This is a genomic window from Methanomassiliicoccus luminyensis B10, from assembly GCF_000308215.1.
Lineage (GTDB): Archaea > Thermoplasmatota > Thermoplasmata > Methanomassiliicoccales > Methanomassiliicoccaceae > Methanomassiliicoccus > Methanomassiliicoccus luminyensis.
The window spans coordinates 79,796-101,706 of record NZ_CAJE01000003.1 but is presented as its reverse complement, the minus strand read 5'-3'; the positions used below and the strand labels follow the sequence as shown (position 1 = coordinate 101,706).

18 protein-coding genes and 1 pseudogene are annotated in these 21,911 nt (G+C 59.2%); 10 read left to right on the top strand and 9 right to left on the bottom strand.

The window, feature by feature from the left end:
* Nucleotides 1-21: 21 nt before the first annotated feature.
* Nucleotides 22-435 (bottom strand): hypothetical protein, encoded by a 414-nt coding sequence (locus WYS_RS13820; protein WP_147654545.1) that lies wholly within the window; start codon nt 433-435, stop codon nt 22-24.
* Between the two features lie 242 nt (nt 436-677).
* Here WYS_RS13820 and WYS_RS00705 point away from each other — a divergent pair, with 242 nt between their 5' ends.
* The 5 genes and pseudogenes from WYS_RS00705 (at nt 678) to acsC (ending at nt 7,798) form a co-directional block, all read left to right on the top strand.
* On the top strand, nt 678-1,610 hold the full coding sequence (locus WYS_RS00705; protein ID WP_019176240.1) for a hypothetical protein: 933 nt from the start codon (nt 678-680) through the stop codon (nt 1,608-1,610).
* Nucleotides 1,611-1,718: 108 nt separating this feature from the next.
* Nucleotides 1,719-4,952, top strand: a pseudogene (locus WYS_RS13815) (LAGLIDADG family homing endonuclease); the annotation flags it as partial.
* Between the two features lie 103 nt (nt 4,953-5,055).
* Nucleotides 5,056-5,511 (top strand): hypothetical protein, encoded by a 456-nt coding sequence (locus tag WYS_RS16510; RefSeq protein ID WP_336603352.1) that lies wholly within the window; start codon nt 5,056-5,058, stop codon nt 5,509-5,511.
* Between the two features lie 13 nt (nt 5,512-5,524).
* The gene (locus WYS_RS00690; RefSeq protein WP_019176238.1) at nt 5,525-6,475 is read left to right on the top strand and encodes an acetyl-CoA decarbonylase/synthase complex subunit delta; all 951 of its coding nucleotides are present in this window, start codon (nt 5,525-5,527) and stop codon (nt 6,473-6,475) included.
* Nucleotides 6,476-7,798 carry an acetyl-CoA decarbonylase/synthase complex subunit gamma gene (gene acsC / locus WYS_RS00685; RefSeq protein WP_019176237.1) on the top strand — a complete coding sequence of 441 codons (1,323 nt, stop codon included), beginning with the start codon at nt 6,476-6,478 and terminating at the stop codon, nt 7,796-7,798. It abuts the gene before it with no gap.
* 143 nt (nt 7,799-7,941) lie between these two features.
* Here acsC and WYS_RS00680 read toward each other — a convergent pair whose 3' ends face one another.
* The 5 genes from WYS_RS00680 to WYS_RS00660 all read right to left on the bottom strand — a co-directional run bounded on the left by WYS_RS00680 (nt 7,942) and on the right by WYS_RS00660 (nt 12,551).
* The gene (locus tag WYS_RS00680) at nt 7,942-8,868 is read right to left on the bottom strand and encodes an ABC transporter permease (protein WP_019176236.1); all 927 of its coding nucleotides are present in this window, start codon (nt 8,866-8,868) and stop codon (nt 7,942-7,944) included.
* Nucleotides 8,865-9,788: an ABC transporter ATP-binding protein gene (locus tag WYS_RS00675; protein WP_019176235.1), complete on the bottom strand. Its 924-nt coding sequence runs from the start codon at nt 9,786-9,788 to the stop codon at nt 8,865-8,867. Before WYS_RS00675 ends, WYS_RS00680 begins: the two co-directional genes overlap by 4 nt.
* Nucleotides 9,769-10,674 carry a hypothetical protein gene (locus WYS_RS00670; RefSeq protein ID WP_147654543.1) on the bottom strand — a complete coding sequence of 302 codons (906 nt, stop codon included), beginning with the start codon at nt 10,672-10,674 and terminating at the stop codon, nt 9,769-9,771. Before WYS_RS00670 ends, WYS_RS00675 begins: the two co-directional genes overlap by 20 nt.
* Before the next feature lie 102 nt (nt 10,675-10,776).
* Nucleotides 10,777-11,526 (bottom strand): ATP-binding protein, encoded by a 750-nt coding sequence (locus tag WYS_RS00665; protein ID WP_026068668.1) that lies wholly within the window; start codon nt 11,524-11,526, stop codon nt 10,777-10,779.
* 2 nt (nt 11,527-11,528) lie between these two features.
* Nucleotides 11,529-12,551 (bottom strand): hypothetical protein, encoded by a 1,023-nt coding sequence (locus tag WYS_RS00660; protein ID WP_019176232.1) that lies wholly within the window; start codon nt 12,549-12,551, stop codon nt 11,529-11,531.
* A gap of 168 nt (nt 12,552-12,719) precedes the next feature.
* Between WYS_RS00660 and WYS_RS00655 the strand changes: the two genes are divergently transcribed.
* Nucleotides 12,720-13,856, top strand: a complete 1,137-nt coding sequence (locus tag WYS_RS00655; protein ID WP_019176231.1) for a Fic family protein — start codon at nt 12,720-12,722, stop codon at nt 13,854-13,856.
* 61 nt (nt 13,857-13,917) lie between these two features.
* On the opposite strand, the gene WYS_RS00650 is transcribed toward WYS_RS00655, so the two are convergent.
* Together WYS_RS00650 and WYS_RS00645 are read right to left on the bottom strand one after the other, a co-directional pair.
* A complete protein-coding gene (locus WYS_RS00650) occupies nt 13,918-14,130 on the bottom strand; it encodes a hypothetical protein (RefSeq protein ID WP_019176230.1) in 213 nt (70 codons plus the stop codon).
* 203 nt (nt 14,131-14,333) lie between these two features.
* A complete protein-coding gene (locus WYS_RS00645) occupies nt 14,334-16,202 on the bottom strand; it encodes an ASKHA domain-containing protein (RefSeq protein ID WP_019176229.1) in 1,869 nt (622 codons plus the stop codon).
* A 951-nt stretch (nt 16,203-17,153) separates the two neighbouring features.
* Here WYS_RS00645 and WYS_RS00635 point away from each other — a divergent pair.
* Complete coding sequence (locus tag WYS_RS00635) at nt 17,154-18,674, top strand: ATP-binding protein (protein ID WP_272898455.1); 1,521 nt, start codon at nt 17,154-17,156, stop codon at nt 18,672-18,674.
* 397 nt (nt 18,675-19,071) lie between these two features.
* On the opposite strand, the gene WYS_RS00625 is transcribed toward WYS_RS00635, so the two are convergent.
* On the bottom strand, nt 19,072-19,281 hold the full coding sequence (locus tag WYS_RS00625; protein WP_019176225.1) for a hypothetical protein: 210 nt from the start codon (nt 19,279-19,281) through the stop codon (nt 19,072-19,074).
* A 207-nt stretch (nt 19,282-19,488) separates the two neighbouring features.
* Here WYS_RS00625 and WYS_RS00620 point away from each other — a divergent pair, with 207 nt between their 5' ends.
* The 3 genes from WYS_RS00620 (at nt 19,489) to WYS_RS00610 (ending at nt 21,885) form a co-directional block, all read left to right on the top strand.
* Nucleotides 19,489-19,758 carry a hypothetical protein gene (locus tag WYS_RS00620; RefSeq protein WP_019176224.1) on the top strand — a complete coding sequence of 90 codons (270 nt, stop codon included), beginning with the start codon at nt 19,489-19,491 and terminating at the stop codon, nt 19,756-19,758.
* A 164-nt stretch (nt 19,759-19,922) separates the two neighbouring features.
* Nucleotides 19,923-20,720 (top strand): phosphate ABC transporter ATP-binding protein PstB, encoded by a 798-nt coding sequence (pstB, locus tag WYS_RS00615; protein WP_019176223.1) that lies wholly within the window; start codon nt 19,923-19,925, stop codon nt 20,718-20,720.
* Between the two features lie 124 nt (nt 20,721-20,844).
* Nucleotides 20,845-21,885, top strand: a complete 1,041-nt coding sequence (locus WYS_RS00610; RefSeq protein WP_026068665.1) for a phosphate uptake regulator PhoU — start codon at nt 20,845-20,847, stop codon at nt 21,883-21,885.
* The last annotated feature ends 26 nt before the right edge of the window (nt 21,886-21,911 follow it).

The window sequence follows — 21,911 nt, the reverse complement described above, 5'->3', positions numbered from 1 at the left end:
TGCGGGGAAATATGAAAGGGTTTAGGCCCGCCGGGCCTTGGGCAGTCCCATCCTCTTGTTCTTGCCGAACCAGGAGCGGACCCCCTGGGCGTTCATGTACAGAATGACCAGGATCGGGAGGAGTATGCCTCCGATCACTCCGACGCCGGTGCCGACGCCGACGGCCACCCCGACCAGGCCGAGCAGGGCCACGATGATGTTGATGACCATCCATACGATGGTCAGGGTCCATACCCAGCCCCAGCCCTTCAGCGCGCCCCAGGCCAGCGCCAGGTTGACCAGGCCGACCACCACGCCGAGGACCCCCGCGGCGGAAACGGCGGTGCCGCCGCCCAGGAACGTCGCGCCCAGACCTCCCACGATCTGCAGGATGCCGATGATGAACAGCAGCACCCCCAATACCGTTATCAGAACGGGTCTCCTTCGCCTTGCCATCAGATCCACCTCTTGCTCCCTGGCATACGCCGGGGGGCCGTGGACTAACGTCTTGGAGCGCGTGGCTATTAAAGGATTACTTTTCCAAGGGGTCGTTCCGGACGGTCCGGGCGATCAACGGGACCTGCGCCGGTCTTGGCCCAGCATCGATCGGGCAGGCCGATATTTTCCCCTTACGCGCAAGCGGTGCCGCCGAGCAATCTTTATCATGCCGGAGCCTATTCGCCGTCCTGGGCTAGATTATGAGACTCTGGCAGTTCGGCAGGTTGCAGGGCAAGAAGATCAAGATCGACAAGGAGCTGGGGGACCCCCTCGGGCTCGTCAACGGAAGCCAGGTCTTCAGCACCATGTTCCGCTACGACTACGGCGGCGCCTCCTCGTACGAGATCGTCCTGTCGACGTTCGGCCCGGAGAACTACCGGCAGCTGTGCCAGCTGACCATCCACATGATCGACCGTCCCGGCGCGTGCGCCCAGGCGTCGAAGTTCCTGGCGGACCGCAACGTGGACATCCTGAACTCCGTATCGCTCAGCACCATCCCCGGCGTGGCCATGACCTGGCGCATGCTGGCCGACCTTTCCTACTACGGAGAGCCGGAGGAGCTTAGGTCGGAGTTCGAGGCCCAGAAGAAGCAGAGGCCGTCCAGCCTGGACAAGGTGGACACCCTGGAGATGAGCGTGTCCCGCATCTCCGACCGCTACAGCAAGGGCGCCGCGGTAGGCTCGAAGGTCGTCAAGACCAAGCAGGTCAAGCGCAAGCAGAAGGCGCCGACGGTCATCCAGAACGACGAGTTCGAGCTCCCGGCGGAGTTCCTCGCCGAGCTCAAGGACGTGAAGGACGGACAGCCCCTCATGCTGGTGGGCGACCACGACTCCTACGTCCTTTCCGTGACCGTGATGGACCCCGCCGCCAAGCTGGCGTCCGCGTCCTTCGTCATCCCCGACAAGCCGGGGGCCATCAACCGCGTGGTGGATATGCTGGCCAAGCACGGCGCGAACGTCGTCTCATTGTACACCGAGGTCCTGGTGTACTACGAGTCCATGACATTGGACATCGTGGTCGACGTCAGCAAGTGCGACCTCCCCCTGCCGGACCTGCGCACCGCCCTGGAGGGGGTGCTGTCGCAGCAGAAGGGCCGGTACTGGGTGGAGAGCATGGAGCCCATCGGGCTGTGAGCCGGCACGCTTCTCGCCACCCCGAGCAAAAGCCCAGCCTAGAAATAGCGCCGCGGACATTATATTCCAAGCGTCATAGGGGCCTGAGGCCCTGACGGGAGGAGTCCCTTGCAACCGGAACACCAACCCACCGCCAACTCGGACCACAGGATCCCCAACGAGGACGTTTTCGCCCTGGCCATCGAGGGCGCCCAGACCGTTCTGGGCCTGGCCGACGGAGCGCTGAGGGAGGCGCTGGCCAAATACGGAGAGGACCGGGCGGTGGAGTATCCGGAAACGGCCTACGAGCTCCCGGCCATATATGGCTGGGACGGGAGGGAGGCCAAGAGGACCGGCCAGCTGGCGGACGTCCTTTCGGACTACAGGACCAGGATCGGGACCGAGCCCACCGCCGCCAACGCTTTGATCGCCGGCGAGGCTTGCATGATCGCGGCCGAGATCGTCGAGGTGCTCAAATACGTCGACAACCCCCGGCCGTACGAGAGGACCCCCTTCACCGGGTTCATCCCCGACAAGGTCATCAGGGAGCTGGGGGTGCCGTTAGTGGACGACACCATACCGGGGGCCGCCGTGCTGGCGGGGAAGGCCTCGGACCCCCGGAAGCTCGTGGGGATCATCCGGGACCTGCAGTCCAAGGGCATCCTCATCATCGCTTCGGGGGACGTTATCGAGCAGCTCAGGACGGAAGGCGTCCAGATGGGGCTGGGAGTGATGCTGTACCCGGTGGGCGTGGGGACGCAGATCGTGCACGCCCTCAACTTCGCCATCCGCGCGGCCCTGTCCTTCGGCGCCATATCAAGGGGCGACCGGGAGAACCTGGCGGCGTACCTGGCAAAGCGCCCGAAGGTGTTCGTGCTGGCGTTCGGTCCGCTGGACCCGGTGCTGGCGGCGTCGGGATTGGCAGCACTTCTGAACGGGGCGCCGGTCATCACCGACCAGAATGTGGAGGGCATCCCGGACAAGCTGGTCCCGGTGAGGGACCTCGACGCCATGGTGCAGACCGCGCTGGAAGCTCGCGACATACGCGTCAAGCTCGCGGCGGTCGACATCCCGGTGGCGTACGGCCCGGCCTTCGAGGGCGAGACGGTCCGCAGGCCGGACACCTACCTCGAAGCGGGGGGTGCGTCCAAGACGGTGGCGTTCGAACTCCTCCGGCAGAAGGCGGAGGACGAGATCGAGGACGGCAAGATCGCCGTCATCGGGAAGGACGTGGACGAGATGCCTGAGGGCAGCTCCACCCCCCTGGCGATCGTCGTGGACGTATACGGCAAGAAGATGCAGGAGGACTTCGAGTCGGTGCTGGAACGCCGCATCCACCTGTTCGCCAACTACGCCGAGGGGTTGTGGCACACCGGCCAGAGGAACATCATCTGGGTCCGCATGAGCAAGAGTTCGGTCGCTCAGGGGCTTCGGCTCAAGCACCTCGGGGACATCCTCATCGCCAAGCTCAAGGAGGAGTTCGGCAACATCGTGAGCAGGGTGCAGGTCACCATCATCACGGACCAGAACGAGATTAACAAGCGGCTGCCTGCCGCGCACGAGGCGTATGCGCAGCGCGACTCCCGCATGGCCGGTCTGACCGACGAAAGCGTGGAGGACTTTTACTCGTGCAGCCTCTGTGTACCCGCGGGCGAGGATGTCATGCTGGGAGACGGCTCGTTCCTGCCCATGGAGAGACTGATCGAGAATATTGCTGACTATGGGCCGCAACCGGTGTTGACCTTCGCAACGAACCACATGATCGCCCGCCCCACAGGGGAACTCTTCATCAACCCTCCGCCAAAGGAGCTGGTGAAGATTACCTTGGGCAATTGGAACGACCTGACCCTGACCGCCAATCACAAGGTGCTGGTCGATTCAATCGAAGGGCTGAAATGGGTCAGGGCAGGTGATCTCCGAGAAAGAGACGTCGTCGTGGACGCGATGCCTCATCACGTGGAGGAACCTACAGGATCGCTGTCGATTATCGACTACCTGCCGGACGACTATCGCGTCTCGGATGACGAATTCTATGTTGAACTGATGTCCTGGTTGGGCTCCAGGATGGGGCTCAAGGAGGCCGCAGAGAAGAGTGGAATCCCCTTCCAAAGACTATACTATGTCTTCTATCGGAATCAACCCACTCACCAGCGACTGACGATTGGTGAGCTCAAGAGACTGGTTCCTGCAATCGGTTTGAACTGGGATGCAATTAAAGAACGAATATGGGTGTTCCAGAGCAACGCGATGCTGAGCCGGACGAAGCTCGATGCGGACATCATGTATGCAGCGGGGCTAATCGCTTCCGACGGTTGCGTCTTTTGGCATGGAGAGAACGGGCGTAGCGGTGTGACCGTTCAATTCACGAATTCAGAGTTTGCCCTTACTCAACGGTTCGCAACGATTATAGAGGGGCTTTTCGGCCGTCCACCTCGTGAGAACCCCTTCCAGCCCAGTACCTGTCGGTCCCAGACACTGAGGATCGATCCGTTCAAACCGCTGATTGTTTCCTATGTCCATAACACACTGTTCGGCCGGTTATTGAACGGCCTGGGTATTGGGCTTCAAAAGAGGCAGCATAAGTGGAAAGGATACATCATCTCAAAACTTCCTGATGAGCTCGTAGCAGCGTTCCTGAGCGGCCTTTTCGATGGCGATGGGCATGTTGTTTTAGCCAGCAAACGCTTCGGATTCGCTACCCGTTCCCGCTTAGAGGCACGTCACATTCACCTACTATTGAGGAGGTTCGGGATTGCGACAAGGATCTGTAGGGGGAAACGTGGCTATCAGGTGATGTGCAGTAGTGATGGCGATGCAATCCTATTCAGGGAGTTAATCGGGTCCAGTCATCCTGAAAAGAGGGAAAAGCTCAATGCAATAGCGCGACGAAGCGACCCAAACCATGTTGTCCGATCTGACACCGTAACCATGGCTTGTGGGCCAATGCTGGTCGACTTGCTCAATCGCTATGGCATTTTCACAAGTTATCTTCCGGTGGACTACAAATCCTTAATGGCGTGGAAGAAAGGACTCTGCCGGCCGAGCAAGGGAAAGCTCCTGATGGTCCTGGACGCCATTAATGATAGGGTGCCCAGCGACGATCAGGATTACGTAGCCCTTCGGGCTTGGGCTAATTCAGACGTCAGATTCCAGAAGATCCGCTCCGTCGAGCGCATCCCCTGCGAAACGGACCGGCTCTTCAACTTCAGCGTTGACGAGACTCACAATTACACTATCAATGGCATCGTGGTAAAGAACTGTCAGTCCTTCGCGCCTGATCACGTCTGCATCATTGCTCCAGAGCGCCTTGGTCTGTGCGGGGCCATCAACTGGCTCGACGCCAAGGCGGCCAAGGAGATCGACCCCAACGGGCCGAACCAGCCGGTAGTAAAAGGCGAGTGCTTGGACGCCGTCAAGGGACGAGAAGGGCGCCAACGAAGCGGTCTTCGAGGCCTCGCACCACAAGATCGAAAAGGTCAACATCTACACCATGATGGACGATCCCATGACCTCGTGCGGCTGCTTCGAGGTCATCGTGGGAATGACCGCGGACATGCAGGGCGTGGTAGTTGTCAATCGCGAATATCCGGGGATGACCCCGATAGGCATGAAGTTCTCCTCCCTGGCCGGCTCGGTGGGCGGGGGGAAGCAGACGCCCGGATTTATCGGCATAGGCAGAAAATATTTAACGAGCAAGAAGTTCATCCCTGCTGACGGCGGGTTCCTGCGCATCGCTTGGATGCCCAAAGAGCTTAAGGAGTCGATGCGTGAATCACTACAGGCACGGGCTGAGGAGCTGGGGCAGCCAGACTTCCTGGACAAGATCGCCGACGAGACGGTCACCACCGAGGCCGACGGCCTGACCGAGTGGATGGCCAAAGTGGACCATCCGGCTCTGAAGCTGCCGCCGCTGCTGTCGTGAGAGTGGTCAGTTCATGGTCGAAGTACCGGTCCCCAAGGAAAAGTGGTCAGGAAAGGTAGGCGTCGAGACTCTGGGAGCATCGTCCTCCGAGGGCGGGAGCAGAAGCCCCCTGACCATTGGCGGCGAGGCGGGCATGCCCTTCCTGTCGTACGAGGGATTGGGGCACCGGCAGCTCATCGCCGGCGAGGTCGTCGACACTGCTGACGGCCTCATAGACCTCGCGGTTAAGCCGTTCGGCGGCGCGATTGGCGATCCGGCGGCCTGGGCCAAGAAGTGGGTCGAGGAGTTCCACGCCGACATCGTCTGCCTGAAGCTGCAGTCCACCAACCCCGAGGGGAAGAACGCCTCGCCGGAGGAGGCGGCGGAAACGGTAAAGAAGGTGCTCTCCGCCGTGAGCGTTCCGGTCATCGTGTACGGCTGCGGCAGCGAGGAGAAGGACGCCAAGACCATGGAAGCGGTGAGCAATGCCGCCCCCAAGGAACGGCTGCTGCTCGGCAACGCCGAGGAGAACGCCTACAAGAGCATCTCCGCCGCGGCCATGGCCAACCGCCATGGCATCGTGGCCTTCTCGAACCTCGACATAAACCTGGCGAAGCAGATGAACATCCTGCTCACGGACTTCGGGGTAAAGCTCGACAACGTGGTCATGGACCCCTTGATGGCCGGCCTGGGGATGGGGTTGGAGTACTCCTATTCCGTCAACGAGCGCATCCGCATCGCCGCGCTGATGGGCGACCGCATGCTGCAGATGCCCATGCTGTGCGACATTACCTCCTCGTGGGAAGCGAGGGAAGCGACGGAGGAGGACGCGAAGTGGGGCGACGCCGAGGAGCGGGGGACGTGGTGGGAAGCGACCACCGGCCTCGCGGCACTGGTCTCCGGGGCGGATATTCTCGTCGTGAGAAGCCCTAAGGCCGCGGCGATACTTCAGGACGCCATCACCGACCTCAGGGGAGGGAAGTGAATGCCGACCGCCATCGAGATCTTCAAGTTCCTGCCGAAGACCAACTGCGGGAAGTGCGGCTTCCCCACGTGCCTGGCGTTCGCCATGCAGCTCGCCAACCAGAAGGTGAAGCTGGCTGACTGCCCCTACGTGTCCGATGAGGCCAAGGCCAAGCTGGAAGCCTCCTCCGCGCCGCCCATCCGGCTCATCACCATCGGGGCAGGAGAGAACAAGGTCGAGCTGGGCGAGGAGACCGAGCTGTACCGCCACGAGAAGAAGTTCTTCCACCCCACCCGCTACGCCGTGGTCATATCCGACGCGGCGTCCGGGGAAGAGATCGCCAAGAAGCTCGGGCGCGTGGCCGCGCTGAAGTTCGAGAGGGTCGGGCAGGTGCTCCGCATGGACATGGTGGGGGTGAGGAACGATTCCGGGGATGCTTTCAAGTTCGCTTCCGCCGTGAAGGGGGTCGCGTCCTCCACCGACCTGCCGCTGGTGCTGATGTCCGATTCGCCGGACGCCATGAAGGCCGCCGTTGCCGCGGTGAAGGAGAGGAAGCCGCTGCTGTATGCTGCCTCGTCATCGAGCCTCGACGCCATGGCCTCCGTGGCCAAGGAGGCGAAGTGCCCCCTGGCGATCAGGGACAAGGACCTGAATATGCTCGCTTCCCTGGTGGAGAAGGCCAAGGCCGCCGGGGTCGAGGACATGATGCTCGACCTGGAGCCGGAAAGCCTGCAGCAGCTTCTGGAGAAGAACACCATCGTGCGCAAGAACGCGGTGAAGAAGACCTTCCGCGGGCTCGGATATCCGATAGTCACCAATGCCACCGGCGACCGGAAAGCGCTGCTCAGGGCGCTGGTGTCCACGATGAAGTACGGCGGCGTGGTGCTGCTGGACGACCTCGACCCGGCGCACGCCATCCCCCTGTTCGTGCTGCGGCAGAACATCTACACCGATCCGCAGGTGCCCATCCAGGTCAAGGCGGGGCTCTATCCCATCGGCGATCCCAGGGAGAACGCGCCGATAATATTCACCACCAACTTCTCCCTGACCTACTTCACCGTGGCCGCGGACATCGAGAAGAGCAAGGTGCCCGCGTGGCTGCTGGTGGTGGATACCGAGGGGCTGTCGGTGCTGACGGCGTTCTCGGCCGGCAAGCTCACCACCGATACTGTGGCGGAGGCGCTCGCGGAGACCGGGGCGAGGGACCGGAACAAGAGGGGCATCCTGATCATCCCGGGGATGGTGTCCCGCATGTCCGGGAAGCTGGGGGAGGCCACCGGAATGAAGGTGGTAGTGGGGCCGAAGGAATCCTCCGGCATCCCCAAGCTGCTCAAGTCCCTGTGATGCGGGACCGTCGTTCGGGGGCCGCAGCGGACCTGACGTGAACAGGCCCTGCCGGACCGCTCAGCTTCCATGGTGCCGAACGCAATGCATAGGTCTGCTGGATTTGCTGCGACGAACAGGCGTCTCCGACTTGCTCGGCCCCCTCAGGTCCTTTTGAGCCTCGAGAACCTGTCCCGCATGCTGTAGATCAACCCGCGCTCGGTGCGCTCCCGGGAGAACGACAGCATGCCCAGGACGACGAAGGCGACGAAGAAGCCGAGGCCCAGCGCCACCCCTCCCGCGGTATCGAACAATATGAGGGAGTACGAGGAGCCCGTATCGACGCCCAACGCATAGCTGGTCCCCTGCGCCAGTATCACCGGGTTGCCGTAGATGAGCAGCTTGTACCCCCATGGCATGTATGCGGTGTAATTGTTCGGCCCCGCCTCCGGATTGACGTCCAGCGCGGCGTTGACGCCCAGGGACATGGAGACCGAGGATATGGAGGTCATGGCCAGGAACAGCACCACCGCCAGGGCGATCACGGCCCCCTTCTTGCTGGTAAGGGTCGAGAGCGCCAGCCCCAGGGAGGCGAAGACCAGCATGCCCAGCATGGGGAACAGCATCGAAGCGGCCAGGCTGCCGATGTCCAGCATGGGCACGTCCATGAACGAGAACACGATGAGGTAGGCAGCCAGGGATATGCCCATGGCCGCCAGCACCAGCACCGTCAGCACCAGGAGCTTGCTCAGATAGAACAGGGGCTTGCGCACCTTGAACGTCAGGATGTACTTGCTCATCCCGCTGTCCTTCTCCACGCTCATGGCCATGGCAGCGACGGCCGAGAACAATGCCATGAGTATGGTGCCGATGGAGATCCAGTAGCTTATCAGCGCCGTCTTCTGGTTCTCCTCCATTATCGCCTGCGTGATCACGCTGCTCCCGCGAGTCTGGCTCCAAACATAGGAGGTCGAGGTGGTGAGGGCGATGATGAACGATATTATGGCCAGCAGTACCAGGAGGACCACGAACAGCGAGTCGGTGGTCAGCAGCTTCGCGTCCTTGCGCAGATGGGTGCTGAACTCGCTCATGCCTTGGCCTCCTGCAGATAGATCTCGGCGTACATGTCCTCCGCCTTCCTCTGGGCGGTGCGGTACTCCATGACGCGGCCGCCGGCGTTCACCGCCGCGGCCACGATGTCGGGGACCTCGTCCCTCGCCACTTCCTTGGTAATTATCATTCCGTCCGGGGATACCGTCCCCTGCCCCCACCGCGCCAGGGCGTCCACCACTCCGGCGTTCGGGGAGGCCAATACGAGCTGCATGGTCATCCGCTCCTCCGAGGGACCGAAGCCTTCCTTCTTGAGGATCCTGCCTGATTTGATGAACAGTATGGAATCGCACAGCTGGTTGATCTCGTTGAGCTCGTGGGAGGACAGCAGCATGGCCATGCCCTTCGACTTCAGGCCCTTCAGCAGTCCGCGGAGCTCGATCATCATCCCCGGATCCAGGCCGGAGAAGGGTTCGTCCATGAGCAGCACGGTGGGCTGGTGCACCACCGCCCGCGCGATGGCCAGGCGCTGCTTCATCCCCTTGGAGTACGAGGACACGGGATCATCGCCGCGGCCCTTCAGCCCGAACTCGTCGATGAGCTTCCTGCTGGTCCCTTCCGGATCGGGGACGTTGTTGAGCCGGGCGATGTATAGGACATTGTAGTAGGCCGAGAGGTCCTCCAGGAAGGTGGGCCTTTCCGGCACGTACCCGAGGGCGGTCCGCGGGTCCAGGCCGTTCATGTCAATGGAGCCGCCCGACTTGGGTTCGATGCCCATGATGAGCTTGAGCATGGTGCTCTTGCCCGCCCCGTTCGGCCCCACCAGGCCGCAGATCTCTCCCCGGCGGACCTCGAAGGACGCTTTGTCAAGAGCGTGGATGTTCCCTCGGGTGAACATGTTGCCATAGGTCTTGGACAGCTCCCGGCCGGAGAGCACGGTCTCAGTACTGGTGGAGGACATATGTCACCTCCCCCTGGCCATCATGATATAGCGAAGTGTAGAATCCGAAGATGAACCTACCAGAACCGGTCGTCAGGATCGCGTCCAGAGTGAGGGAGCTGCGGTACGCCGAGGGGAGGGCGATACTGATCGTAGTGGTCTCGCCGGGGCGCAGGTCCAGGGTTTGGTTGAAAAATGACGACGCGTTCACGGGGCCGCCGGTTGGCATGAAAGCAGAGAGATAGCCCTCCACGGGAGAGGAGCTGCTGGGCAGAGTCAGGTTCATGATGAGGTTGGTGCGCTGCCCCTCGGTCGTGAAATTATAGTCCACGTCCAGCCCACCATAGTAGAAGAGGGAGCTGTGGTCGAGGAAGAACTTGACGGTCCGATCGTACGAATAGTAGTAATTATTGCCCGGGTACAGCAGGTAATAGCCGGCGGTGGCCTGCCCCCAGACATGGCCCGCATAGTTGCTGTCATATGCCCAGACGGTCCCGTTCCACGACATCGAAAGGGATTCCCCCGACGAGCTGAACTGAGGTATGGGGAGGTTGACGCTGTTGTGGTTCCTCCAAGAGTACATGTCGTTCAGCACGTCGGGGTCGTCGATGATGGAGTAGGGGTCCATGTCATCGGGGATGCGGACGATGGACACCACCTCGCCAAAGTAAGAGCCGTAGTTGGGGTCGCCAGCACCGCCGCCGATGGTGAAGTCCACTCCCTGGCTGAGGGGGCGGAGCTTGAACGTGACGTTCTCCCCCAGGGAATAGCTCTCCTTGTCCGCGCTCACCGCCACATAGGCTATGCGGGAGCCCTGCACGGAGCTGACGATGATCGACGACACCACCGCGGTCATGACCAGCAGCAACGCCACCAGGGCTGCCAGATATTTCTTTTTTAACTTCACGAACTTCCCACCAGGCCTCTACTTCCCGGACCATCGAGGGAGTGTGACCATTTATAATTTGCTTTCAATACAGAGAATCGAAGAAATACCACAAACCGGAGATCAGCGGAGGCCGTCGGCGAACTCCCTCACCGCGATGAACAGCGCGCTGTCCTGGGGCAGCGAGGCCAGGGGCGCGCCGGAGATGGCGAGCTCCTCGATGGCTCGGTCGAACGGCAGCACCACCGTCCTGTCGAAGCCGGACGGTACCAGCTCCTTCGATGGCTCCGGCAGCTCCCCGGACGATCGGTTGATGAGAAGAACTGACGACCTCACGTCGATCTCCATGGCCCTGGCGAGATCGAGGATGCGCTCCGCCGTTCTCAGCCCCACGGCAGTGGCGTCGGAGACCACGATGAGAACGTCCATCTTCTGGCAGGTGCGCCTGGACAGGTGCTCCATCCCCGCCTCGTTGTCGATGATGACGTACGGATATCGATCCATGACGTCGTCGAGGAAGGTCCGCAGCAGGTTGTTGATGTAGCAGTAGCAGCCCCTTCCTTCCTGCCTCCCCATGGTCACCAGGTCGAAGTCCTTCCCCTCCACCATGGCCAGGCGGAGCTGGTACAGCACGGCGTCCTGCTTCGATCCGCCGGCGGAGATCTCCTCGGCCCTCTTCAGCAGGTCCTCGCGCAGATCGCCGATGGTCCTCTCCGCCTTCACGCCCAGCTTCTCGCCGAGATTGGAGTTAGGATCGGCGTCGACGGCCAGGACCACTTTCCCGGACCTCTCCGCCAAAGCGCGGACCAATATGGCGGAGATGGTGGATTTGCCCACGCCTCCCTTGCCGGCCACCGCCGCCACGAACGCCATGCTCACTCCAGGGAGTACTTGGACCTCAGCGCCTCGGACACGCCGTTCAGCAGGTCCATGACCTTGCCGCTGGTCGCCTCGTCCAGACCGCCCAGGCCGCACTGCGGCGTCAGGATGGAGTTCTTCAATATCAGCTCACGGTCGACACCCTTGTCCCCGAGGGAGCGGAACAGCTTCTCCAGCCTCTCCACGAGCGAGGGGACGGTCTCTCCGGCCACGGTCTCCTCGTTGTTCGGGATGGCGCCCCAGGACAGGCAGCCCCCCCTCTTCAGGAAGCGCTCCACCTCCTCGGGGTACAGGACCATGGTGTGGCCGTAGTCATAGGCATCGAAGGACAGCAGGTCCGCGTCGGTGCTCATCACCAAAGGCCAATCGGTGTTGGCGCAGCAGTGGATGCCTTTGGCCCCTTCCAGTCCGGAGAGCGTGTCGTTGATGTAGCTGACCACGTCGGCGGGGGGCACGCTGGCGAAGGGGGTGCCGATGAGGCTGAGGTACGGCTCGTCCAGGAAGATGGCGGTCTGGGGGAACTTCTTCCTCAGCTCTCCCTCCTGCCACCTCGCCATGAGGTTGAGGTTCTTGCGCACGATCTCGAAGTACGCCTCGTCGTAGATGATGGATTTGGCGTTCCGGTCGACCACCTGGAGGCCCAGGGAGATGGGTCCGGTGACCTGCCCCTTCAGCGCCTTCGTCGTCGCCGGCAGCTCGCGGGACATCAGTTCGTGGAACCCGGCGAAGCTCTCCTTGGGGAGGGCGAAGGAAGCGACGTCCTCCGTCACTATCCGGGTGTATATGTCCTCCGGGTCGTAGCTGTCCAGGTCCACGGTGAGCTTCTTCTTTTCCTCATCCACCCTGGTGCCAGGCAGGTAGCAGGCGAACTGGTTGTACATGTTCTCCCGGAAGCCCCGGCAGGGCAACTGGGGCCAGAAAGGCATGGTCTTGAGCTTTTCCAGGACGAGGTCGACCGCCTTCACGGGGTCGGTGTGCGGTAACGAGCCGATGCAGCTGGGTGCGCAGTTCCAGTCCACGAGCGCTCAAGAGACTCGGTCGTAATAAAGGTTGCCGATTCTACGGACACCGCCATCATCTCGGATCATATGGGGGCCGTGCTCAGGCAAAGTGGACAAAGATTACAATAAATAAATATCATAATAGCAACAAAGTTAATATAGTGACTTGAAATATGATGAAATATTATGATAAATGAATATCACTATCTTGCAACATTCAAGCCTAAGGGATATCCAGTAAGGCACAGGCACAAAGATCCCTTCGATCCCGAGATCATGGTCACTCCCGAATTCATCTCACGGGTCCGGAAGATCAGGGAAATGGACCAGGAGTTCGAGCGGTTCTTCCTTAGCGCGGATGATTATTTTGACCTGGTCACCAGTGCCTATGCATCGAACATCCATTGGTCTACCAAACTGGAAGGGAACCCTCTTTCCGAAGGAGAGGTCAGGAGAGTAACTTTGGCCACTCTGTCCGGCCATATCCAAGAGCGTGCGCCCGGACCCGTTCAAGAGATCATCAACTACTTGGTCCATCTGTTCGATCCCGAGCCATATGGATTGCCTTGGACCCATGATTCGATATGTTCTCTGAACAGATACCTTTTAGAAGGCACAGGGAACAATTCGAAGATAGGGGCCTATCGCAATAAGTTTGCCATCGTAGGCGACACTACGACGGGGGAAGAGCATTTCATCCCTGCCCCTCCAGAGCACATACGGGCCGAAATGTCCTCCCTCCTGGAATGGACGAAGGAAAAAGCATTGGCGTACGAACCGATCGCCGCGGCCACGGTCATGTTCCATGAGTTTGAGAGCATCCATCCCTTCGAAGATGGGAATGGAAGGACCGGACGATGCCTTTTCCATCTATATCTGCAAGACAGAGCGCTAAAGAACTCCCATCTGTGCAAAATAGATAGAATGATGGTCGAAGACCAAGAGCTGTACTACGATCTGCTGGGCTATGCGGATGAAAGCGGCTCCTACAAAGAACTGAACGACTTCGTCTCCATCGCTGTGCTTAAGGGCTACGAGGAGGCTTACTCGACACTGTCCAAGAAGGACCTCTTGGGAGCAGACATCGATGAACAATCCCGGAGGATATTGATCAAGGCGCGAGCGCACAAGGACACCTTCTCCGTGGCCCAAGCGAGGGATTGGATAGGCACTACAAGTGAGCAGACGATACGCAAACGCCTCTCCGAACTGGTAGAGCGGGGCGCCCTGGAATCCTTTGGCAAGACCCGGTCTTTGAGGTACCGCATCAAAGACCCGCTAGCGGAGTTCAAGGGGTTGCTGAAGGGCAGGAAAATGCAATGACAAGACGGTATGCTGCGTGCTCTGAAGATCCGGCCCATCACTTGATAAAAAGAGTGTTTGATCACTTCGACCCCTCGGCCCTCGCTGCACGAAGAGGGCCGGCATCCTCGTTGCCAGCGTAGTGAGTTCCGTGTATGGTGGGGGACCCGTCAGATGATGCCTCACATATCACGTCAAGGAACGTCAGCCCGTACTCGACTTCTAACACCACTTTCTTCGGCAGAGGGGCACCGCATTTGAACGATTCCTCCAATCCCTCGTCCACGCTCTCCAAGACCCTATGGGGATCTTCCCAACCCCGATGAGCTCGACGACCTTCACGTCCCGGGCCCCAATCCTCTTAATCGCCGCCTGCCGACGTTCCTCTGACCCTCCTTCGCAAGTGTCCTGCGACAGCTTCGGCATTGTCTCCGGGGACTGGAGACTGGGTCACCTTAAGTCGGTGCGGACTACAACGACATTAACTCAGCCAATGCCTCACGCCCTCATCCGCTCCCTGACCCGGGGGAACCGCTCCAGGTCGGTGTGCGGCAGGAACAGCGCGGAGGAGTACTGGTCGAAGAAGGCCGATGACGAGGACAGGTCCAGGTACGTCATCCGATCATAGATGGAGCGGGCCTCCGCCCTCCTGTCCTCGGACAGCAGGCACAGCTCCGCCCCGCCCAGCGAGGCGTTGCCGAGGAACTCGAACTTCTCCTTCGGCACGTCCGGGAGCAGCCCGATGGCCTGGGCGTTGGGGACGTTGATGTAGTTGCCGAACCCGCCGGCGATATACAGGCGCTCGACGTCGTCAAAGCTCTTGCCCACGCTCTGCAGCAGCACCGAGCAGCCGGCGTAGATGGCCGCCTTGGTCCTGATGACATTGGAGATATCGTCGTCGGTGACGAAGATGTCCTTCTTCCCCCCCTGCCCGGGATGGACCACGAACTCCATCCCCCGGCCGGACGAGCGTACCCGCTCCGAACCGGATGCGGCGATGCGGCCCTTCTTGTCCACGAAGCCGGCCAGGAACATCTGCGCTATGAGGTCGATGAGGCCGGAGCCGCATATGCCGGCCGGGGGGGTCTTGCGGATAGTGGTGATGTCGATGTCGTAATCCTTGATGGACACCGAGTCGATCGCCCCGGTCATGGCCCTCATGCCGCAGGAGACCTCCCCGCCCTCGAAGGCCGGTCCGGCGGAGGTGGAGCAGCACACCATCCAATCCCGGTCGCCCAAGACCACTTCCCCGTTGGTGCCGACGTCGATGAGCATTGCCAGCTCGTCCTTGGCGTGGAGACCGGACAGCAGCACGTCGGCGGTGATGTCCCCGCCGACATAGGAGGCTCGGCCGGGAACGCAATACACCGGGGCCTCGGGGTGCACCCTCAGCCCGACCTCCTGCGCCCTCGTGATCGGTGGGATGCCGGCGGTGGGGATGTACGGCTCGTACCGGATGTTCTTGGGATCGAGGCCCAGGAACAGGTGCGTCATGACGGTGTTGCCGCCCACGCTCACGGCTACGATGTCGTCGCCGCAGATGCCGGAGTGATATCTACGCTTCTCGTCCCTTTCCTCGCACAGCTGCCCGACGAGGCCGTTGATGGTATCGAGGACGAGCTCGGTCAGGCGGCCGGCGCCCTTCTCCTCGGCGAAGGCTATGCGGGACAGCACGTCCTCGCCCGCGACGATCTGCCGGTTGTAATCGGAGGACTGCGCGACGGGGTCCCCGGTGGAAAGGTCCACCAGCTCGGCTACGACCGTGGTCGTTCCGATGTCCACGGCGATGCCGTACTCCTTGGGACTTTGAGCGGCGCTGCGAACGTCCATGAGCCTCCGGCCGCGGTCAGTGCGCCCGATGAGCGCGCTCACGCGCCATCCGCTGTCCCGGAGCGTCCTGGGCAGCCGCTTGAGGAGGGGCAGGGGCACCTCCAGGTCCGGCACCCCCAGGGCGTTCAGGAACCGCTCCAGGTCGGCGGTGCTGTCGTCGAGGCTCGGCGCCGGCATGTCCGCCATCCTGCGCTCCGCGAGGGGGGACAGCTTGCCGGCCTCTTCCTTCCGGTACGTGGTCATGATCTGCTGCTCACGGACCTGGGAGCCCTCCGGCACGAACACCGTCAGGTCGCCCTTCACCTCGGTGAGGCAGGCCAGCCGGTAGCCCAGCCCGACCTCCTCATCGGACAGGTTCCCCTTTCCCGTCATCGCGGTGGGCCCGTCCACGATGACCACGCACTTGCCGCAGGTCCCCTTGCCCCCGCACACGCTGTTCACCGGCACGCCCGCAGCCACCGCGGCGTCGAGCACTGTCGCTCCGTCATCGACCTCGACGGAGGTGCTGCCGGGGAAGAACGAGACCCTGCGCTTCACGCGGAGAAAAGACCCTATTCAAGCTATATTTCTTCCGCCGGTCCCGGCCGCGCCCACCCATTCTCCGCCAGGTCCAAATCCGGCCCATAGTGCTACAATCATGACATGCTGTGAAACGTCTTCTCCGCGATGTCCGCTTCAGCATCAGAGGAGCCTTGGCCGACGATAATCATATTCGCCTCGGCTTGCCGGAGGGAGCACTAGGCTGCCGCTGCCGCAGAATCGCGAGCCTGCGATAGTCGATCTCTGCATGTTTCATCGCTTCGTCTCCCAGTTGATTGCCCCGGGCGGTAGCTGCCCACGTCCGACACTTCCTGTTGAATCGACCGCACTTGCGGATGGGGCGCACCATTAAGGCCTTGCTTCCGAACGGCGGCGACATGAACCTGGATTCCTTGAGCGCTCGCTCGTTCTCGTAGTTATGCAACTTTCCGACATACAGTCTGCCGCCTTGTCCAACGTCAGCTTGATGTTGGCCATACCACATCTCTGCTCTCTTTTTTTACACCTTATGATGTGCCTGCCGCCTCTTAACCACTCATCCTTCACTATGTGACCATTCGTTCTTGGAATCTCACTGAGCAAGGAGTGAAGGTAGAACTCCTCCCTCATCGGATATTTGTCCTTCACCTTCGAAGCCAGCACACTAGATCCGAGAAACGGCTACCAAGATACATTCCCAACACGGCCTTGAACATCATCGGATAAGACGTCAGGTGGGGCGCGGCCCATCCTCAGTTCATCAGGCGGGAGCGCTCCAACAGTTGACCTGCGACGACTGTTCCTCTGTCAACTCTTCGGACTCGGAGTTAAGCCCTGGTAGGCCAGCCCACAGACCGATAATTATTATTCATGTGAATGCATAACCAGTTCATATCACTCAAATAAAAATAATATGAACGTTTTCGTGGATGTGAATACCATTTGACTAGCGGGAAATTTCGTGCGTTCGTGAGTTCGGCTCAAAAGGAATTGGAGGATGAGCGCCTAATCATCAACAACCTCATAATCTCTGATCAATTCTTAGCTTCTCAAATATCGCCAGTACTGTATGAGCTACAACCCGCCTCTCCGGAAAGAGCGATCGATGGATGCTTAAAAACAATCCACAGTTGTCCAATTTACCTGTTGATAGTAGGAAGTGAATACGGGAATAAAATCAAAGAACTTGGCGATATCTCCGTGACCCATGCTGAGTATCGTCATGCAAAGGATGCTGGAGCATCCTGTCTCGTTTTTATTAAAGGGGATAGCCGATTTAAAAGAGATGAAGCTACAGAGGCTTTTCTAAAGGAAATTACGGATGACGGTTTGAAATATAAGCGCTTTGGGAACATCGTTGAACTCCAGAAAGAGGTTCGTGCTGCCCTCGTCGGGCTACTTGATGAAAAGTATGACATATTGTCAACGAGCGATGAGGACATCATTGCGGAACAAACCATCGAAGCGACCTCAACGTTTGAGTCGCAAACTCTGACCAGCCTTTCCTGGGATGACTTGGATCACGGCATAGCACGAAGATTGTTTGAATCAACAAAGGAGAGTGGGGAACCTCTACAGGCCGACGATCTTGTCAAAGAGGCCATAGTTCGTGGCTTGATCTATCGCAACTTTAGCGATGGCGGGCACTATGCCACTGCTACCGGCGTACTGATGTTGGCGCGTAATCCCTCAACGGCATTTCCTCAGGTTCGAATAATGGCAGATGCTTACCGCTCTACGGTCCAAGACAGAGAGCCCAGAGATCAAGAGGATATATGGGGGCCTTTGCCAGAGATGATTGAAAAGGCAATGTCTTTTGTGGATCGCAATACCCGACATCCGATGAGGGTTATGGGACTGAACCGAGTGAGGATCGACGAATACCCGAAAGAGGCATTGAGAGAGGCTCTGGTAAATGCAGTAGCCCACAGACAATATGAAGATCGAGGTAGGAAAATAATATTGGAGGTTTTTTCAGATAGGGTGGTAATATCTAGCCCCGGTCTTCCTCCATCGCCGATAACACTAGCAAAGCTACGGAGTGGCAATTATCGACCATGCTCACGGAATCCTCTTATTGCCCAGTGCCTGTCCCATTTCCAGAAGATTGAGGAAAGAGGCAGTGGCTTCATGAGAATGCGTGAACTGATGTTTCAACATGGATTGAATAACCCCGCGATAAGCATAGAGGATGGTTATTTTCAAGTTACTCTTCGAGGCCCTGGAGAGAACATCGACCAGATACGCGTGCCTGAGAGCCGACTTCTTGTGACCCCGGCAATAGAGGCGACGTTGAATGAGAGACAACTTGCTGCCTTAAAAGAGGTATTGACCTCAGGATCGGTGGCAAGCGGATGGTTAGTTAAAAAATTCAATGTTGCATATGATACAGCTAATCGGGACCTAAAAGGATTGGCGGGACATGGAATTTTAATCCGGGAAGGCAAGGGAAGATCTGTTAAATACATAATGAATCCGAAAAGGACTTGAAAAAATCTTCCGATAATCTCACGATGCTTTTTTATAATCTTCTTGTTTTATAAAAACAACAATTATTTTTTATTATTTTATTTTATTAACTGGGCTCGCATTCAAAATATGAAATATCTGAACTGAATTAGGGTAGATTTTCCACTAGGCGCATATTCTTCATATTCAAGGTGCTACATGCCTGATCCAAGAAAGTGCCATATGAACTACTCATCTACCACGGCCTTGAACATCCCGGGTAATGCGACAGGTAGGATGCGATCCGTCCGATATCGATCTGGTGCGAATACTCCAAAGGTGGACCAACGACGCATCTTTCCGAGGCCCCATCTACTGAGCGACAAGTCCAGCGCGAAATACCAGGGGTCTGAGCCTCTCATCTGCAACCCCTCCGCTATCATTTCATGAGTGAGTAGTCACGGACCCCTGTGGCTATCTCATCGGGACTGGAGACATAGAACATTCCCCTGAAAAACCTTTGAGACAAGCTTGTGGTTAGATCCTTGTCTATCTTGGCAGCTATTGCTGCCAATTCATCACGCATAGTGAAACGGACCCCATCTAACAGGAGCTTTTTCTCTATTACAGAGGCTTCAAGTTGGTTCATGCCATTACAATTGAGAGCGATGTGGCCCTATTGCATGCGCCGCCGCTCCGGCGTTCCTATGGAACCGCGACGCCCCCACGGACACTGCTGGATGTGCAATATGTCCATGAGAGAGCGGAGCGCTGGATGACATCCAGACGAGACATCAATCCTCCACTATCGATATAAAAAAGATTAATAAGGTTGATGCTAAAATAATTCCTGACGATGTTCGTCACGGAATACAATATCGTCAAGACCGGGGAGAATCTGGGCGTCCTCCACATAACCACTGAGGGGTTCACTCTCCCCAAGCGGGAAGAGCTGTCGAACTTGGTGGATCTCCTCCGGTACTGGGGCCACCAATTGATCGTGGTGGAGTCCAAGGACGTCATAAAGGTGCGGCTGAAGCCCCACGACCTCACCAAGAACGAGATCCTGCGCCCCATCCGGCTGCGGCTGAAGAACATGGACATCCAGTTGCAGCCCACTTATTGAGGCGACAGCCTTTCCGAAACCTCCGCAAGGGCGGCGAACTCCCCACGCGCCCGCCGACCAGCGTCATTTCTACGAACGGCCTTTCTCTCCAGTGGAAATGCACCGGTCATCATGTAGAACTATGTGGTCTCCTTTCAGGAATATATTCTATTTCGCCAGCCGTTATGAACGGAGAAAGTGTGGGAACGCCCGAGGAAGGTGACATCACGGGCTCGGCCATATCCATCAAGGACCTGGACCTCTGGTATGGGGAGAAGCAGGCGCTGTACGGGGTGACCATGGACGTCCCGCCGGAGAGCATTACCGCGCTCATCGGCCCGTCCGGATGCGGCAAGTCCACCCTCCTCCGCTGCCTTAACCGCATGAACGACCAGATCCAGGGCTGCCGGGTGAAGGGCACCGTACTTCTTGACGAGGAGAACATCAACGACCCCTCCACCGACCTCATCGACCTCCGCAGGAAGGTGGGCATGGTGTTCCAGAGGCCTAATCCCTTCCCCTTCTCCATCTACGAGAACGTGGCATACGGGTGCAGGTGCGCGGGCATCAGGAACCCGCCGACGCTGGACAAGATCGTGGAATCGTCCCTGAAGAGCGCCGCCCTGTGGGGCGAGGTGGAGGACCGGCTGGACGGGCCGGCCGCAAGCCTCTCCGGGGGGCAGCAGCAGAGGCTGTGCATCGCCCGCGCGCTGGCGATGCGGCCGGAGGTCATATTGTTCGACGAGCCGTGCTCGGCCCTGGACCCCATCGCCACGTTCAAGATCGAGGATCTCCTGAGGCAGCTCCGCGAGGAGTACACCATCGTTATCGTGACGCACAACATGCAGCAGGCCGCCAGGGTGTCGGACCGGACCGGCTACATGTACCTGGGGAAACTGATGGAGTACGGGCCGACCAAGCAGGTGTTCGAGAACCCCCAGAACGAGAGCACCGAGAAGTACGTGTCCGGGGCTTTCGGATAACAAGGCCGAACACGTTCATGCTGGATGCTTGAACTATTGTCGAGCATGTAGAATGCGGAGGACATATAGTTCTCCATTCTCTAATTTGACACACTTTATATCCGCAGTCCTAAATGAGTCCCTTGTGGAAACTAGGAAAGTTCAGGTGACCGGGAAATCGACCTACGTCGTCTCCCTCCCCAAGAAATGGGTGACCAGTGTTCAATTGAGGAACGGGGACAGTGTGGTCCTGGTCCCCCTGCCGGACGGCACCATGCTCATCAACCCCAAGCTCAAGAAGAGCGAGAGGGAGCAGACCAAGAAGGTGATCATGGTCGACTCCAACGACAACGAGCAGCTTTTCAGGAAGTTCATCGGCGCCTACCTCGCCGGGTACAACCTCATCGAGTTCCGCACCAACGGCAACTCGCCCAAGAACGTGCGCCAGGACATAAGGGACCTCACGCACAGCGTCATCGGGCCCCAGCTGATCGAGGAGTCGTCCAACATCATGGTGCTTAGGGACCTTCTCGACTCGAGCGACTTCTCCATGGTCAAGGGCATCAAGCGCATGTACATGATCGCCCGGGACATGCACCAGGACGCCATCGGCATCCTGAGCACCAGGAACAAGGACATGGCCGAGGACGTGCAGTCCCGCGATCAGGAGGTCGACAAGCTGTACTGGATGATCTCCAAGCAGTACAACCAGATCATCAGGGACGTGTTCTTCGCCGACAAGATGGGCGTTTCCACCATCGAGGCGCAGGGCTACCTGCTGGTGGCCAGGACGCTGGAGAGGGTTGCCGACCATGCCGGGCGCATCGCCGCGAACGCGGCCAAGATCGACGAGAAGGAGGAACTCACGCCCAAGATCATGGCCATGGACTCGGAGGTCATCAAGCTCATGGACGACGCGGTCTCGTCGTTCTACCAGAACAAGTTCGACACCGCCAATGAAGTGGTGAACCGCGCCGAGCTTTTGTCACATAACATCGAGAACCTCAGCCGCGAAGTGCTGTCGATGAGGGGGGAGGCGACGAACATCGTGCCCCTGGCATACATCGTGGACAGCATCGAGCGGACGAGGGCGTACGCGTCCGACATCGGCGAGGCGGCCATAAATCACTACTTCGTGATGGAGTACAACACGACGATGGCGAAGACGGCCACACCGACTGCTTGATCATTCCATCAAATCCTTTGCAACGG